Origin of the sequence: Ochrobactrum sp. AN78, assembly GCF_029909885.1 — a bacterium.
GTDB classification, from domain to species: domain Bacteria; phylum Pseudomonadota; class Alphaproteobacteria; order Rhizobiales; family Rhizobiaceae; genus Brucella; species Brucella quorumnocens.
Genome location: NZ_JASAMU010000005.1, coordinates 92,913 through 109,875 on the forward strand (window position 1 = coordinate 92,913; position 16,963 = coordinate 109,875).

Below are 16,963 nucleotides of genomic sequence, written 5' to 3' on the forward strand. Positions count from 1 at the left end.
AATGCGTAACAGGCCTGAGAGCCGTGCCGCAATTGCTGCTGCATTGGTGCTAATCATCGGCATGGGATTTGGCCGCTTTGCTTTTACTGGTCTCTATCCGCTTATGGTTGCTGATGGGCAGATTTCTATTGAAGGCGGTTCTTATGCGGCGTCGGCCAACTATGCCGGATATCTGATTGGGGCGTTGTTAGCAGTGCTACTCTCAGGTGTTTCAAGCCGCAAGTTATGCACCATCGCAACCGTGACCACGGTTATTGCTATCGCTTTGCTGGCCCTTCCTATGCCGGAATGGCTCATAATCACCATCCGCGGCTTTGCTGGCCTTTTTAGCGCCATTTCGATGATTGCTGCTTCGCATTGGCTGATCCATGATCAAAGATTGCATGACAGCGCCCCAGTACTTTATTCAGGCGTGGGCATCGGCATTGTTGTTTCAGCGGAGATAATTGCGCTTAGCCATCTGGCGACGCTACCAAGCCATGCAATCTGGTTCATACTCGCGGTCGCAGCACTCATACTAACAGTGACTGCTATCGCAATGCAGTGGATTTTGGAGCAACCATCCGCCCATCAGAACGGCGCAGCATCCGCCGCCGCCCAGAAGCAGCCTGATTCTTTTGGCCCGACACTGCTTGTTGCTGTTTATGGTTTAGCGGGCTTTGGTTACATCATCACAGCCACCTACCTACCGCTACTCGTTCGCAGTACGTTTGACGCGATTGATCCGGTGCATATCTGGGCGATTTTCGGCCTTGGAGCAGCGCCCTCGTGCTTTTTATGGCATTTTTTACGCACACGATGGGGCAGTCGCAGGAGCCTTATGGTCAATCTCGCCGTACAGGCAATCGGTGTAGCCCTGCCGTTGCTGCATGTGCCTGCCGCCTATATTGTGAGTGCATTGCTGGTTGGCGGCACTTTCATGGGAACAGTAACAATCGCTATACCTGCAGCTCGTCATCTGAGCGCGAAAACCCGCGTCAACATGCTTGCAATTTTGACCGCTTCCTATGGCGCGGGACAAATTATCGGCCCTATTATGGCTAATGCACTATACGTGCGTACTTCATCCTTCGACGGCTCACTTATGGTCGCGGCTGCCGCTCTGATTGTTGGAGCTGTCCTCTGTCTCACTCCCAAATCATGGTCTTTGAATGAAGATACAACTGGCTAACCAGAGCCACTCACCACTTGCGCTGATCTAAGAGCCTGGACCGTGTGATGCAAACCACTGCCGTGGGCACCTTTGAACCACCAGACATCCCCATCGCGAATGTCGACCTTTAAGGTTTTATGCAGCTCCTCAAGTGTTTCAAGATAGCGTCCTCGCTTTGCCTCAGGCAGCTTTTGCCAGAATTCGCCATATGCTTCTCCTACGGCATAGACCTGCTCTATGGGAAGGTGAGCAATCACATGGGCAAGACGTGCATGAATGGCTTTTGAGTTTTGTCCAAGTTCAAGCATTTCACCAAGAACCAGAACACGCCGAGACGCTTTCATTTCTGCAGCAAGCGCCTCGGCCGCCGCCAACATTGCGATCGGAGCGGCGTTAAAGGCGTCGTCGACGATCATTGCCTTGCCACCCAACGATGCAGAAACATAGAACGGTAAGCCGCGACCTGCAGGGGGAGACCATTGTTCCAGTATCTTCGCCGCGGCACGCCAATCCTCATGCGCCGCAGCCAGACAGGCCAATGTCCCCGCAACATTGACCGCCTGATGGCGTGCCCCCGGAATGAGCATCAGCTTAAATTGTTCATTTCCTATTTTATAATGGGCTTCACCAGACGAAGAATTAAAATCCGTCAGCTTCCAATCGGAAGCTTCGTGCGTTCCGTAGGTGACAATGTTCACGCCTTTGCGCTCGGCATGGCCCCTCACACGTTCGTAAAGTGCTGTATCACGACAGATCACGGCAGTACCATCAGGCTCGAGTGCCCGGAGAACTGCAGATTTCGCATCTGCAATCCCCTCGATCCCATTAAACGCTTCCAGATGCGCTTCTGAAATATTGGTGACGATCGCAATATTAGGCCTGAGCACAGGAGCTGATCGGGTTGCGTGCCCGACAGCAACTTCCTGAACGAGGTGGCTATGCTGAGGCTTGAGCGCAGTCAGTGTGCGCATAACCCCCATAAACATGTTCTGATTACCCGTGGTACCCAATATTTCTTTATCTGTGTGTAGCCCTCTAAGAGTCGACAACAGCATGCTGTTGACGCTTGATTTTCCTGCACTTCCTGTAACGGCGAAACAAGTACCTTTAAATGCGTCACGACGCATAATCGCGAGCGCCTTTGTGGTACTCGACCATTTTTTATCATGGATATGCGGTATATCTGAAAGCGGCTGTTCTGGTGAAACCCCTATGGTTGCCACGATAGATGCTTTGTGTTTTCGTAACTGTGCTTGTGTCAGTCCCATAGGACCGTCTTCTGTTTGCACAATTGCAACCGATCGATCGTTTAACGTTTCAACCGAAAATGACACTGCATTAAATTCGACCGCATCACTGTTTTGGGACAGTCCGCTATCCGGGTCTAATAGGTGCCTAATTTCTCCCAACGTTGAAGGGGCAGGATTGCTATTCTGTACCCGTTTAGACGCATCTCTCAAAAGTTCGCATACGCTTCCAAAATCGGAATCACGTCGAGAACCTTTTACGAGCACAACATCATCTGGTTCCAATATCGGATAGAGATATTGAGCCAATTCATTAGCCGTTGAAAAATGTGGTCCAAGAAGTTTGGAAGGCAGTTTCTCACGTAAAAAGCGCATTTCATCGCCGTGTGTGAGCACAATCTGGGGATTTGCCGTAAGCAGTGGTTCTGCAAGGCTTTCATGAAGTGGCTTGCCCATCTCTCCTAAATGCACAATGCGCCCCAGCACGGCGATTTTACGGCCTTTGTTCACCGGCGTGATTTTCTCGAGAACCGATATCGCATTGAGCATCGAACTGACTTCCGCATTCCAGCTATCATCGATAACCGTTGCAACACCCGTGGAAAGAACCTGTACTGAAAACCGTTGCAGGCGGCCTGTCTGAACGGCCAGATCTGACAGACTAAGTGTCATCTTCGTGACGTCATGACCCATTGCATATAGGACGCAAAGTGCGGTCATCGCATTCGTAATCATGCCATTGCCTGGCAACGGGACTTCCAGAATTCCCTCTAATCCCTCCGGTGTGCGAAACCAAATCGTGCTTGTCTCATCATTCAGTTGCCTGTCGACGATACGCATTGTGGCGCGCTCACTCTCGCCGAAGATAATAGTTTTCTTCGCATGAGCATTGGCTTTGGCCAAGATGTCGTCAAAACACGCAAGATGATCGCCAATAATCGCGACCGCCTTTCCAGTTAGCCCGTCGAAAATTCTCGATTTCCATTTTGCAACATCGCTAAGAGATTTCACCCGGCGATCAGACTGAGACAGACCTATTTCTGTCACCAAAGCAATTGTCGGCTCAATGAGCCGCGTAACCGGACCTCTCTCCATCCAAAGGGCACTTTGGGCAATTTCCACAATCGCTGCTTTGTGATCGGGTGAAAGATTTGCAAGCAGTGCCGGTGCACCGACACGTGAATTATAATTATCGTAACTAGAGAGAACCTGCAGGTCCCTTCCGAGCATCTCGCGGATCATGCTCACGGTCGTTGATTTACCAACAGTTCCTGTTACTGCGATGACATCATTCTTGTATCGCTGACGCGCAGCAATGCCCAACTCTATCAATGCTTTGATGGGATCTTGGACTTGCAAAAGTGGAAAATCACTCGACACGCCTGCAACTGGCTTGGAGACGATTGCCCCCGCGAATGCCGGCGCGTTCTTAACGAGCAAGCTATGTGTGTCCATGCCGGATCGCTTCGTGGATGAATATTGTTCATGGAATGCAAGATGTTCAAATTCCGATGCAACATACAGGGTTGGTTGGTCGACAAATTTTTTATGGATCATTCCACGGATAACGGAACGAACAAACCAGCCTGGCGGAGGTGCGACGAGCCATTTACCACCTGTGACTGCAGCCAGCTGATCGGCCGTCCATGTTTGACCGGATATGCAATCATTGATGCTATCGTTAAACTGCTGGCGGTAGGCCCTTAACTTTGGCGATGCCGCCACAGGCTCCTTCAGGACCGGTGTTGGAAGGTTGGGAACAGCCAGCTCAATATTAAAGGGCAGCACGACTGGAGCAGCCTCATAGCTTTTCGACACGATGCCAATGGATACTTGCAGATCAACATTTTCCCAGTCCTTCAAATATGGAGGACGTAATCCGTAGAAATCACGATAAATCTGTCCCGGCTTCCATGCACTGGTTGGCCCAAGCCAGTCGCATGGATCATGATCCATGGAGCGACCCCAGGCGCGCATCCGTGTCGGCTTTACAGGAACAGCTTGAATGTCGAGCCGAATATCTTCATCGAGTTGACCATCAGCCCTCCAGAACGTTTCAACCCAAAGCATGCGTCGATCGGTAAATTTTTGCGGTGAAACGCGAACGCCCAGTAAGGTGAGTGGACCAATTTGAACCGGAGCGATACGCACATCATCTGGCACTACGTCCGGGCTCCAGCGCTTATCGAGCTGATAAATCATCGCTTTTGGCAGATCAGGGTTTTCACTCTTTTGAGTATCTGAATCAGCAGTAATACTCTGAGTGGACCGCGCCTCTGGTGAAAGAGACACTATTCCTCGCCCTGATGCGCTTACCTGCATTTGGGTGCCAGCAGTAAGACATTGTTTTGCAAACTCTTGTGCGGCTTCGCGTGCCCGGGGCCCCTCCAACTGGTGCGTTGTACCAAAACCTCCAATAAGCGGTGTAAAAATAATGGTCTCTACGCCGTTGGAACTCACCTCTAGCGAGAACAACCCGGTTTTCGTAATTTTGCCCTGAATGGCATCAAACAAAAAGTCGCCCGCATCATGGATAATCGGGCGACCTTTATAGATTTCAATTGCTTGAAGCAGATGAGCCGATGCACCCAATACGGCATCAGCACCCGCCTCTATGATCGCGTGGCCTACCGCTATTTCATCAGATGACGGCTCTGGTCTCAGATTTTCGCCCCAATGAACCACAACAAGGACTACTTGTGCTCGCTTTCTGGCATCAGCGATCCTTGGAGCCAGCGTATCGATCCATGCTTGAGGATCATTCAAAGGCAAGTGTGCAGAGCCTGCTGTATTTTTTGTTGCGGCAAAGCGATGTTGGGTTGCATCAATAGAGAATATCGCGACCTTCAGATTACCAACTGGTTTAATGACGGGGCTAAAGGCAGCATTTAAGTTTTCACCCGTGCCTACTGATGAAATCCCCGCTTCTCTTAGAAACTCGGCCTGCTGTAGCAATGCTTGCGACCGATAATCTCCACTGTGATTATTCGCAGTGGCAACCACATCGATCCCCACATGGGTCAGGAGTTCGAGCATCTGTGGCCGTGCTCGATAATAATATGGACCGCCTTCGCCTTTATTGACACCTTGCTCGCCCAGGGTTGAGACAACACACTCCAAATTAATAATTCGAAGATCTGCTTTTCTGAGCTCCGGGATGTTCAATACATTTTCGACACCCAATTCACTAAGACGATAATGTTGTCGACGACCAAGATTAACGTCCCCGCCCCAGGCAATGACCGGACCCTTCGGGTGATGATCATCCACAATTGCGCCATCCAGCTCCCATGGAGCCTTCCAATCGGGCCGCTTCAACCGATATTCTCGATACGCTATCAGACCAGAAAGATAGTGTTCAACATCGTCAATACGCACGCGAAATGCGTGATGTCGTATGAAAAAACTTCCCACCATTCGGGCCGGATTGGCAAAGAACATAGCGATTTCAGGCCAGAAGTGCCCGTTCGTGAGGTAATGCGCTCGAGTTTCGAGCGCATTGTAGAATTTTTTCTTATCAATGATCGTTATGAGGCTGCGCAGTGAACTGTCCGCTTCGAGCCGCGCAATCATTTGTTGTGCCGCCATCATGAGCTCAAGCAAAGTCGGAAACGTGGTAATCCGCTCAGTCACGAAATCCAGATAGTCGGCAAAATTCTTCAGTCCAAACTCGTAATAGCGACGTTCGGGCCGGTATCGCGTGAGTTCGTTGACCGCATATGCAAGCCAATGATCATGCGCTTTCCAGTGATCGGCAGCGATAAAATAGTCGAAGGCTCGTTCAACACAACGAAGCCATCTCGGGTCTTTGGTTTGCGCATAAAGCCGCAGTAATCCAAAGGCGGCTTCACCATCGTAGTAAATAGTTCTGAAACCGGCCTTCACGTCTAATTTGGGATACTGCAGAACATGGGCGAACTGCCCTGTTTGAGAATCCTGCATAGCGCAGATCGCGAGGGCCAATTGTTCAAGAAGAACATTATAACGCGACGTTTGATGCAGCTCGCTATATTTAACCAGAGCCAGCAAACAGACCGCATTTCCGCCTAGCTTCACCTCATTCTGAGCGTCGACAAGAACGGCCATTTTCTCGCCCTGATGATCCAGAGTCTTAATCAGCTTATCAGTCAGATAAGAAAGACTGCGTTCAATGGCTTCTCCAAGCTCACTATCACGCGTAACCTCATAAGCCTCGATCATCGCATAAAGCGAGCTTGCGTGGCGCAACGCATTGTAAATCTTGATCTCATGATCAAAACAAGGGTGCCAGCCATAGATGAAGCGGCCACTCTCCAAAGTCTGGGAAGCGAGATAACGGCTTCCTCCCGCGATCAACTGATCGATATCGTTTAACTGAAGTGCTTCTATATTTCGGCGTCCGCAATTCGGTCCATGCCCTGTAATCCTGTAGATTGTGGAATCATTAGATGTGAGAAAAACACCTGACGTGGAAAAGCGAAAGACCGCGTCTTCATCTGAGAGCGCAAGTTTATCTTTGCCATGGCGCAGCTTTAGATAACGACCAAAGTTTCCGGCGTTAAAGACACCGTTTGCGGCGTTGCCCCCGCCATAAAGAATTGCATTTGCATTAAGTTCCGCCTCAAGAAAGGCAATGTCAAACTGCTGATCGAACGCAATACCATATCTGAAGTAGTTGCGTTTTGTGGCTTCTATCTGTGACTTGAGCTGTTGCCACGTCAGAACTTCAACATTGTTTGGCCACTCGATACGAAGCCATTCAACTTTAAGCGTATTGGATAGCAGCTCTTGTTTAGCTTTTTCTATGAGAGCTTTCCAGCAATCCTCTAAGCTTGCAGCAGAAGCGTTCACGGTTATTGCGCGATGCTTTCCATCGGTCATAGAGAGGAACAATGTGTGGGAAGGAAAAGCGCCAGTTAAAGAAACGAATTTTGTAAAGACAGCTTGTTTGGCGCGTTCTAATAGATGCACAAAATTGGCTTGCATGCTCTCTTCCCCATTATGCATTTAAACCACGTTAAAAGGGCATTGAACCGTAGGATACTCTTCTTCGTCTTTCACTTTGGTGTTGTCAGGAACCATTCATCTGAATTTATTTCACCTTTTGGCATATTAGCCAACGTGAAACCCTTCATCTAAGTTAAAAATCAAGCGCAACACTTGTTTCTGGACCATTGAGTGAAGGTGTTAGTTTGTGGATTACGAACTAATTCGCTGATTTGACGCAAACATAGCGAGCACAGCTTCCGGATTTCTTACAGTCTAAATGTGATGTGGGCACGCGAAGTGACCGCCTCTGATATTTGGATCAAGTCGCGAAAGTCGATGCTCAGACCGACAAAATCCGAGATCGTAGACCGAGCTGCGGAATTATTTACCCGGCATGGCTTCACGCATACATTCTTGCAACAAATAGCAGACTGGCTTACTGAGTAAAAATATCTCTCGCCTTGTGAAACATACACGCTCATGGAACGGCCATGGGAAACGCCGAAATGCGTGCATTGGAACAACTTCTGCAACTTTCGACATTCTTAGAAATTAACATCTACTCACATCATAATTTTGAGTATTTGATTCCAATCAATGCTGTTGAGATCGGATTTCAGCATACCCTTGGCTATTCCTATATCTTTGGGGGCTGAGGCACATGAAACTGATCTGGAAAGCGGGCGTTGCGGGCGCGGGAGCGCTGGCGGCGGCATGGCTCTTTGCGCTTTCGACACCTTATTGGCTAACACCAAGGCAGGAAAACACCGTTGATGTCAGCGACAGAAATCTAATCGCCAAAGGTGAATATGTGGCCCACGCAGGTGATTGCGCGGCCTGTCACACAGCACCCGGCGGCAAAAGCTTTGCGGGCGGCTTGGGGATGCAAACGCCGCTTGGCACGATCTACTCCACCAACATTACGCCCGACGCGCAAACGGGAATTGGAAATTATAGTTATAGCGACTTTGAACGCGCGGTACGACAGGGTGTGCGCAAGGATAACGTTCATCTTTACCCGGCTATGCCGTTCGTCTCTTACACGGTTGTCAATGATGACGATATCAAAGCGCTTTACGCGTTCTTCATGTCGAAGGTTGATGCCGTAAAGCAGGAAAACCAGCCTAGCACATTGCCCTGGCCGACGAGTATGCGCTGGCCGCTGGCTTATTGGCGGCTATTTTTCGGAAATTCCCGTTCATTCGAAATCGCAGCGGAGACAGACCCAGCCATCGCGCGTGGTGCCTATCTTGTAGAGGGACTTGGTCACTGCGGCGCATGTCATACGCCACGGGGATTGGCTTACGAAGAAAAGGCCGTAAAGAACGACCCAAAAGGCAACTTCCTTTCCGGATCAGTGCTTGAAGGCTGGTACGCAAAAAATTTACGCGATCAGGACACGGGGCTTTCGACCTGGGCAGAAGATGAGATTATCACCTTCCTCAAAACGGGACGCACAGACCGGACGGCTGCATTTGGCTCTATGGCTGATGTTGTTCAACACTCAACCCAGTATATTGAGGAAGAAGATTTACGTTCGATTGCTCGCTATCTGAAATCACTACCTCCAAGTGAGGGACGCGAGCAACAATGGAAGCCAAGCGAAGATGTCACAACTGCTGCGCTCAAAGCTGGTGATTTCATTGCACCCGGTGCATTGTCTTATGTCGAGCAGTGTTCTGTCTGCCACCGCATGGACGGAAAAGGCGCTCCACGCATTTATCCCGCACTTGCAGGCAACTCCATCGTCTTCGCCGATGATCCAAGTTCGCTCATTCAGGTTACACTGACTGGTGGCAGAACGCCTGAAACCCCAGCGGATAAAATGGCTTTCACCATGCCAGGTTTCGCCAACCTGCCTAACTGGCAGGTGGCTGAAATTCTCAATTTCGTCCGCAATGGCTGGGGCAATCATGGAAGCGTCATAACAGAGCAGGATATCGCGCGAATGCGACGTGAAATTGCCCACAAACCTGTTCACTATGTTCCGGAGAACAAGCAATGAAAACCACCACTTTTGTCGTTCTCGGGGTAGGTTTCGCAGTGGCGTTAACAGGCGGTGCTTTCCTCTTCAACCATCTTCGACCAGTCTTGGACGCTCCTGCACCCGTGACTTATGCAGTGCTGGACAAGGATAAGAAACAGATTGGTAACTATGTCATTCCACCGGATCGTGACATCCTGAAACAACCCAATGCTTCTGAAATCATGCACGGAAAGCGGCTGCTTAACGAAACAGCCCGCCTGCTTCCCGACAATGTCGGAAATGGTTTGAACTGCAATTCCTGCCATATCGGACAGGGCAAGGTCGATAACGTCGCTTCTTACATCAACAGCAGCAACTTCTATCCTGCCGTTATGCCGCGTGCGGGGAAAGAAGTTGATCTAGTGATGCGCATCAATGGTTGCTTCCAACGTTCAATGAATGGCAAGCCTCTGCCACCTGAGGGACCTGATATGACTGCGATGGTCGCCTATATGGATTGGCTCCGGCAAGATGTTACTAAGGGAACAAAAGTGGCAATCCGAAATGCGGGTCCTATCGATGAAAGTCTTGTCCCAAATCCTGCCAACGGAGCAAAAATCTACGCCGCGCAATGTTCGACCTGCCACGGCACTGACGGAGAGGGTATGAAGGACATGGGTGGCGATTACATTTTTCCGCCGCTTTGGGGTGACGAAAGTTTCAATATCGGTGCCGGGCTCGCGCGTACCTATAAGGCAGCACAGTTCGTAAAATATGCAATGCCCCCTGCACAAAACCACCACCTGCCGATAGGTCAGGGTGGTGTTCTGACCGATCAAGAAGCCATCGATGTATCGGAGTATTTCACCCACATGCCGCGCCCCGATTTTGCCGGAAAGATAAAAGACTGGCCCAATGGCAAAAAACCGAAAGACGCCCGATATTGAGGGCGCGATATGCCGCATTCATCAAAGCTCTGGCCAGATATAGGGTCAGAGCATCCTATTAGAAGACGTCGCAATCTGATGTTTTAAGACTATCCAATAGTCGACAGACGCTCACGATATTTATCGACAATGACTGCGAGAATAATGACAAATCCCGTAATCATCTGACGCATGAAATCGCTAAGGCCGAGCAAAACGAGGCCATTAGCGAGCACACCGATAATCACCGCGCCAAGAAGTGTTCCCAGAATGGAGCCTCTGCCGCCGGTCAGACTGACACCGCCGATGATGACTGCAGCGATGGCGTTCAATTCAAAACCAATGCCAATGATTGGGCTCGCGACGTTCAGGCGGGCCATATAGATGATTGCACCAATCCCAACGGCTGCACCAGCAATAGTAAAAGCGGCAATTTTATACCAGAATACGGGATGCCCGGCCAACCGCACAGCTTCTTCATTGTTGCCAATGCCATATAGAAGACGTCCGAAAACGGTTCGATTAAGCACGAACCAACCGATTGCCACCATGGCCAAAGCGACGAGGAATGCCAAGGGTATTCCGAATAGCGTCTGCGAACCAAACGCATTGAACGCGGGCGGAAAGGAATAGATCGCACGCGCGTCAGTCACCTGTAGCGCTGCGCCTCGCGCGATGTTGAGCATACCCAATGTCACGATGAAAGATGGCAGCCCCCAATAGGCGCTTATGAAGCCATTCACAAATCCGCAGGCAATACCCACAGCGATCGACGCAAGCGTGGCAAGAGCAACGGCTTCGACAACCCCAAGTCCGGGTAAGTTCATCACCGTGCCACCGACCACAGCACAAAGGGCAAGAAGCGAACCCACAGACAGATCAATACCGCCTATCAATATGACGAAGGTCATACCTATCGCCAGAATAAGATTGATGGTCACCTGTGTGAGAATGTTGGTGATGTTATTGAACGACAGGAAATGCTGCGTGGTGAGCGAGAAAACCACAATGAGCAACAGAAGCGCGAGGGCAATGCCGGAATCGCGCAAGAGATTTGCGAACCGAATTGAAGAAGAGCGGTTCGGAGCGACATTAGCCATGGGCTGCCATTCCTTGTTCTGAAGCATGCTGTTGAGATTTTGAAGTTTTGTAAGCGAGATTGAGAATCCGCTCTTCCGAGAATTCTTCGCGTGTCAGTTCACCAGTAATTGTATGGTTGGCCATCACGAGGATACGATCTGACAGGGCCATAAGCTCCGGCAACTCAGAAGACACGACAAGCAATCCCCTTCCCTCAGCGGCGAACGAACGAAGCAGCGCATATATTTCTGCTTTGGCGCCTACGTCGACGCCCCGCGTGGGTTCATCAAGCAAGAGGATCGAAGGCGAGCGCGCGAGCCATTTGGCCAAAACGACTTTCTGCTGATTACCGCCCGACAATGTGGCGACCCGATCACCAAGAGATCCGAACTTCAGTTTCAGATCAGAAGCTTTTTCTTTTGCCAGTTGCAACTCCGACTGGCGATCCAGAAGGCCAAACCGCGAAACAGCTTTCATGTCTGCAAGGGTGATATTTGCAGCAATCGGCATCTCGAGAATCAGTCCCTCGTCTTTGCGGTCCTCGGTTACGAAGGCTATTCCCGCTTCAATTGCTTCGGCTGGAGAGCGGAGCTGGGTCTTTGCACCTTCGATGAACACATCGCCTGAAAGAGCTTTATCAATCCCGAAGATCGCGCGCAGCAATTCAGTACGACCGGCACCAATCAGTCCACCGATACCGAGAATTTCTCCCTTGTGCAGGGTGAAGCTCACGCCATTTGGATTGGGAGACCTTGAATGTCTTAGGCTCTCCACGCGTAGCAGTATGTCTGTAGTCGCCGCGGAGGGAACTTTCGCGTGCATTGGGTCGACCAGATTGCGCCCAACCATACCTTGGATGAGATCGTCGCTGTTGGTTTCACTAATCGGCTTCGTAAACACGGTCTTGCCATTGCGCATGACGGTTACTTGCTGACAATGATCAAATATTTCATCCAAATGATGCGAAACGAAGACGATAGCCACACCGCGGGCTTTCAGAAGGTCGAGGAGTTCAAAAAGTCGGCGTGCTTCATGTGCAGTCAGAGTCGCTGTTGGTTCATCAAGGATCAAGATACGGCTGTCGCTCATCAATGCCCGAGCAATTTCAACGAGCTGACGATGTGCAATACCCAGACGCTCAACCGGTATAGCTACATCCACTTCACCAAGGCCGATAGTATCGAGGGCAGCACGTGCCTTTTGCTTTAAGGTCGAGCGATCAAGGATTCCAAAAGCATTTCTTGGCAGATTTTCGAAGCAGATATTCTCTGCGACAGACATATATGGAAGCTGACTGAATTCCTGATGAACGACCTGAACGCCTGCGTGTTTTGCCTCGCGTGGCGAAGCTGGCTCATAGGCTTGGCCATCCAACGTCATGGTACCGTCATCGCGCTTGATAATCCCGCTCATGATCTTGATAAGCGTTGATTTGCCTGCACCATTTTCACCCACGAGCCCGTGAATTTCACCGGGTGTTAGTTCTAGATCAACACCATCAAGGGCTACAACGCCACCAAAGCGTTTCCGAATTCCTTTGAGTGAAAGGATCGGGGCAGATTGCGCGCCAGCGCTGGTCTCACCCATGGCTTTTCTCCGGTTGAATGATGGTGGTTCCACTCGTATGGAACCACCATCGACTGAGATTACTTCAGCTTATCAGCCGTGATCAGCTCCAGATCGGTTTTCACCCAACCTGTAAGTGGTGCGCCACCGGCAACCACTTCAAGCGCCTTATCGATACCCATGGCAGCCATCTGTGATCCAAACTGGTCAACGGTCGCCAGAACCTTTCCGGCTTTGATTTCGGGCTGGATTGCTGGCAAATTATCAAAGCCTACGACCTTGATATCGTTCCGCTTGGCTGCATCGAGTGCCTTAACAACACCAAGTGCCATCGAGTCATTTGCTGCCATTACGCCCTGGATATCGGGATGTGCGGTTAGCATATTCGTAAATACCGAATTGGCTTCCTCAGTTTCCCAGTGAGCCGTACGAGAGTCGAGCACGTCCAGACCGCCCTCTTTTGCGGCATCGTCAAAACCAAGTTTGCGCTGCACGGCATTATCCGCACCGGGATTTCCCTCAAGCATCACGACCTTGCCACCTTTGCCGATCGCCTTGGCCAGTTCGTCACCAGACATTTTAGCACCAGCACGGTTGTCTGGGCCGACAAACGCCAACTCAAGGCCCGCGTCTTTCTTGGCCTGTGCATCAAGTTCCACGTCGATGTTCACAACCACAATACCCGCATCGACTGCACGTTTAAGCGGGGGAACCAATGCACGCGAATCTGCCGGAGCAATAACGATCGCATTCACACCCTGAGTGATGAAATTCTCGACTGCGTTGATTTGGGTTTCGATGTCCGTTTCGGACTGCATACCCACGGCCTTAAGCTCATAAGTGCCCTTTTCCTTGTTGTGGGCTTGGGCACCTTCGAGCATATTCTTGAAGAATTCGTTGGCGAGTGATTTCATCACAAGACCGACGACAGGTTTGTCGGCAGCGAAACTCGCTACCGGAGCTACGATCAATCCACTCGCCACAGTCGCTGCGGCAACAAAAGCTTTAAAGCGCATTCTTTCCTCCCCGTCCGCCGCTTTCGTCTTAAGCAAGATCCGCGGCGGTGTTGACGATTGGCCCAATAATTGTCTCTCGAGCAGCCTGCCCGAGAAACATGTCTCCTACCCAACGGTCGCCATTCTTGTAACATGACCACCATACACTCAATCAAAAACAGAATAGAATTTTCGAGTCAATATGAAACGGTTCATTGATATCAATCGTGATTTCATCAAATAGCCTCCGTATTTTGGCGACATAACTGACGCAACGACCCGTTTTTCCTGCCATGATGAACCATTTGAATGGCTGGACAAGAGGATTGTCAGTTGTTACGTTTCCAAGATGAACCGTTTCATTTCGATAATGTAACATTTTTCTGAAAATTGCGGTTCAGTCTTTGGGAGAAGAGGAGGAGTTTTCGATGAAACGAGTTTTAGCCGCTGTTTGTATCGCTGCGAGCACTTTACTCGCGCTACCGGCGCAGGCCGACACTGAGAAAATGATCATTGATACCGATTTCAGCACAATTGGTGATGATGGTCAGGTCTTGATCATGGCCGCACAGCTCTACAAACAAGGCGCAATTGATCTCCTTGGCGTCACTGTTGTCACTGGCAATAACTGGCTGAAGCAGGAAGTAGCCGATGCGCTTCGCGCCGTGGAGCGGTTGGGCATTGAGGACAAAGTTGGCGTCTATGCGGGAGCCAACTTACCGTTGGTGCATGATCCCCGCAGCTTTGAAAGCGAGCGAGCGCTGTTCGGTTTTGGCGAAAGCTACAAGACTGCTTTTCATCGTCCTGAACCAACCGAAAAAGACTTGATTGCTCCGCCCGATGGCTTTGCAAAGAAGGCAAAGCTCGAGAAAGAAGACGCTGTCGATTTTATAGTCAATACGGTTAAGGCCAACCCGAATGAAGTAACGCTTCTGGTTATTGGACCTGTCACGAATGTCGCTCTCGCCATCCGCAAGAACCCAGAAATCGTGCCGCTTATCAAGCGTATCGTCTACATGGCGGGTGCTGTCGATGTCAAAGGCAACACGACACCTGCAGCAGAAATGAATGTCTGGGTCGATCCGGAAGCCGCACGTATCGTCATGCGCGCGCCAGTTGAACAAGCTATGATTCCATTGGATGTGACCGATATTACACAACTTGATAAAGAGACGTTTGACCGGGTGATCGCCGGTGACGGCCCAGTTCAAAAACTCTTTGCAGATAGCTGGATGGCCGAGACCTTTGCAAAAGATCCAAAAGCCAGCGCAAGCGTCTTTGATACCCTCGCCCTAGCCTATGCCATCGACCCAAGTTACGCAACAAAAGTGGACGATCTCTATATGGACGTCGATATCGCTTTTGGCCCAGGCTATGGCCGCACTCTTGGCTATTGGCAGAAGCAGCCAACGCCACTATTGCAAAAGATGAAAGTAGTAAAAGAGTTCGACAAAAAGCGCTTCTTTGATCTCTATGTGGATTTGATGCAGCGTCCGGTGCCAATCAAGTTCGAAAAATAAAGATAAAGGCGGCTCCGGTTAAGGTTGTATCGCTGGTATCGGCTTATCTATTTGTTTTTACGCATTATCCAACAAAAAACCGCTTCGTACTTTTGCTGGAAATGCCTTATTCTCTTGCCTCTCGGGATTTGCCGGGAGGCAAATGCAATTTGTGGGGCAGGCATTAATGGCGACGATAAAGGATGTTGCGAAACAGGCAGGCGTATCGGTCGGCACAGTTTCGCGCGTATTGAGCAACAATCCTTCCGTCACATCCAAAATGCGCGAAGCTGTCGGCGAAGCCGTCGCAGCACTTGGATACCGACCCAACAACCTAGCACGCGGTTTGCGGCGGCACCGCACCAACATGATTGCTCTTGTCTTGCCGGATATAACCAATCCATATTTCTCCGAGCTTGCCCAGCGTATTGAGGCTGCCGCCTATAGCTACGGGCATCTTGTGGTTTTGGCGGATACCCATGGCGACCCGGCACGTGAAGAACAACAGATACTCGGGCTCCGAGCTCACCTGCCTGCAGGCTTTCTTATTATTCCCGTCAATGCACACTCTCTCAGCTCTTTGACTGGTTCAATTCGAACAATTGCCCTTGACCGTCCCTATGGCAATCACCCGTTCGTTGCCGTCGATCATTACGCAGGTGGAGAATTGGCAGCGCGCCACCTGCTTGGACTAGGACACCGAAAGATTGCCTATATTTCGGGTCCATCCAACCTCACAATTTCTGCTGAGCGACGGAAGGGGTTTCTGGATTACTGCCAGCGCGCCATTCAGTCTGGCGAGGCAGAGATGCCTATGCCTGAACTACTGGAAGCTGGTTTCGACTATAATTCCGGCGAGGCGCTGGCCGCACAACTCTTTATGCGAAAGCGCGAGGAGCTGCCGACAGCAATCGCGGCCTCGAGCGATCAGCAGGCAATTGGTATTATGCGCGGGGCGTCGGATTACGGCATCTCCATTCCCCGTGATGTTTCCATCATTGGCTTTGACGACATTCCGTTGGCTCGCCTTACCACACCGCGCCTATCAACGATCGTGCAACCTGTTAAGGCAATAGCCGAGAACGCAGTCGTCGCACTTCTGGGAACCGATGTACCGCAACGTTCAATTCTGCTCACACCTACAATCAAGTTGCGCGAAACAACGATCAAATTCTAATGGTCTGATTACTGCATGTACACCCCTCAATTACAAGTGCCGAGCAAATGTCGGGACTACCACTGATGCTTGAACACGCGCCAGGTGCGGAATCTATCGCAGAATTGGAGTAGAAAGTTATCAGTTTTCACATATAGAAAGCTTTAGCTTTTGGCAGCTCAATCTATTTCACTTGATATAGTTCGTCATTATGCCAAGAAAATATCGACGCAAGGCGAATTATACATAGGCGCGAGAATTATCTGACTACTTGCATGCGCAAATTTGCCACCAGACACCTCTCGTCTCAAACGGGTTGCGTTTCAACGCCGATCTATTGATTGAGACGAGCACAGAAGCCGCCGTTTTATTTCAGCGAACTAATGGGAACCTTGGCCCGTTAGTTG

General features: G+C 50.4%; 9 protein-coding genes. 5 read left to right on the plus strand and 4 right to left on the minus strand.

What is annotated here, in order from left to right:
• Position 1 precedes the first annotated feature (1 nt).
• Positions 2-1,171 carry a YbfB/YjiJ family MFS transporter gene (locus tag QBD00_RS11460; RefSeq protein ID WP_318579540.1) on the plus strand — a complete coding sequence of 390 codons (1,170 nt, stop codon included), beginning with the start codon at positions 2-4 and terminating at the stop codon, positions 1,169-1,171.
• Here QBD00_RS11460 and QBD00_RS11465 read toward each other — a convergent pair.
• On the minus strand, positions 1,168-7,365 hold the full coding sequence (locus tag QBD00_RS11465; protein ID WP_318579541.1) for a CapA family protein: 6,198 nt from the start codon (positions 7,363-7,365) through the stop codon (positions 1,168-1,170). The two genes, QBD00_RS11460 and QBD00_RS11465, sit on opposite strands and share 4 nt — an antisense overlap.
• Before the next feature lie 664 nt (positions 7,366-8,029).
• Between QBD00_RS11465 and QBD00_RS11470 the strand changes: the two genes are divergently transcribed.
• Positions 8,030-9,373, plus strand: coding sequence for a cytochrome c (locus QBD00_RS11470; protein WP_318579542.1), 1,344 nt, complete (start codon positions 8,030-8,032; stop codon positions 9,371-9,373).
• Complete coding sequence (locus tag QBD00_RS11475) at positions 9,370-10,281, plus strand: c-type cytochrome (protein ID WP_318579543.1); 912 nt, start codon at positions 9,370-9,372, stop codon at positions 10,279-10,281. Before QBD00_RS11470 ends, QBD00_RS11475 begins: the two co-directional genes overlap by 4 nt.
• 89 nt (positions 10,282-10,370) lie before the next feature.
• Here QBD00_RS11475 and QBD00_RS11480 read toward each other — a convergent pair whose 3' ends face one another.
• The 3 genes from QBD00_RS11480 to QBD00_RS11490 are packed head-to-tail and all read right to left on the minus strand — an operon-like array spanning position 10,371 to position 13,922.
• Positions 10,371-11,360, minus strand: a complete 990-nt coding sequence (locus QBD00_RS11480; RefSeq protein ID WP_151091071.1) for an ABC transporter permease — start codon at positions 11,358-11,360, stop codon at positions 10,371-10,373.
• Positions 11,353-12,927 carry a sugar ABC transporter ATP-binding protein gene (locus QBD00_RS11485; protein WP_318579544.1) on the minus strand — a complete coding sequence of 525 codons (1,575 nt, stop codon included), beginning with the start codon at positions 12,925-12,927 and terminating at the stop codon, positions 11,353-11,355. The genes QBD00_RS11480 and QBD00_RS11485 overlap by 8 nt, the downstream gene beginning before the upstream one ends.
• A gap of 59 nt (positions 12,928-12,986) precedes the next feature.
• The gene (locus QBD00_RS11490) at positions 12,987-13,922 is read right to left on the minus strand and encodes a sugar ABC transporter substrate-binding protein (RefSeq protein WP_151091073.1); all 936 of its coding nucleotides are present in this window, start codon (positions 13,920-13,922) and stop codon (positions 12,987-12,989) included.
• A gap of 407 nt (positions 13,923-14,329) precedes the next feature.
• Here QBD00_RS11490 and QBD00_RS11495 point away from each other — a divergent pair, with 407 nt between their 5' ends.
• Positions 14,330-15,421, plus strand: coding sequence for a nucleoside hydrolase (locus tag QBD00_RS11495; RefSeq protein WP_318579545.1), 1,092 nt, complete (start codon positions 14,330-14,332; stop codon positions 15,419-15,421).
• A 166-nt stretch (positions 15,422-15,587) separates the two neighbouring features.
• Entirely contained in the window at positions 15,588-16,577 is a 990-nt protein-coding gene (locus tag QBD00_RS11500; RefSeq protein ID WP_318579546.1) for a LacI family DNA-binding transcriptional regulator, read from the plus strand.
• Positions 16,578-16,963: the final 386 nt, after the last annotated feature.

Excerpts from the sequence above, each read along its gene's own strand:
- QBD00_RS11460 (WP_318579540.1), top strand. The coding sequence starts at position 2 with ATGCGTAACAGGCCTGAGAGCCGTGCCGCAATTGCTGCTGCATTGGTG.
- QBD00_RS11465 (WP_318579541.1), bottom strand. The coding sequence starts at position 7,365 with ATGCAAGCCAATTTTGTGCATCTATTAGAACGCGCCAAACAAGCTGTC.
- QBD00_RS11470 (WP_318579542.1), top strand. The coding sequence starts at position 8,030 with ATGAAACTGATCTGGAAAGCGGGCGTTGCGGGCGCGGGAGCGCTGGCG.
- QBD00_RS11475 (WP_318579543.1), top strand. The coding sequence starts at position 9,370 with ATGAAAACCACCACTTTTGTCGTTCTCGGGGTAGGTTTCGCAGTGGCG.
- QBD00_RS11480 (WP_151091071.1), bottom strand. The coding sequence starts at position 11,360 with ATGGCTAATGTCGCTCCGAACCGCTCTTCTTCAATTCGGTTCGCAAAT.
- QBD00_RS11485 (WP_318579544.1), bottom strand. The coding sequence starts at position 12,927 with ATGGGTGAGACCAGCGCTGGCGCGCAATCTGCCCCGATCCTTTCACTC.
- QBD00_RS11490 (WP_151091073.1), bottom strand. The coding sequence starts at position 13,922 with ATGCGCTTTAAAGCTTTTGTTGCCGCAGCGACTGTGGCGAGTGGATTG.
- QBD00_RS11495 (WP_318579545.1), top strand. The coding sequence starts at position 14,330 with ATGAAACGAGTTTTAGCCGCTGTTTGTATCGCTGCGAGCACTTTACTC.
- QBD00_RS11500 (WP_318579546.1), top strand. The coding sequence starts at position 15,588 with ATGGCGACGATAAAGGATGTTGCGAAACAGGCAGGCGTATCGGTCGGC.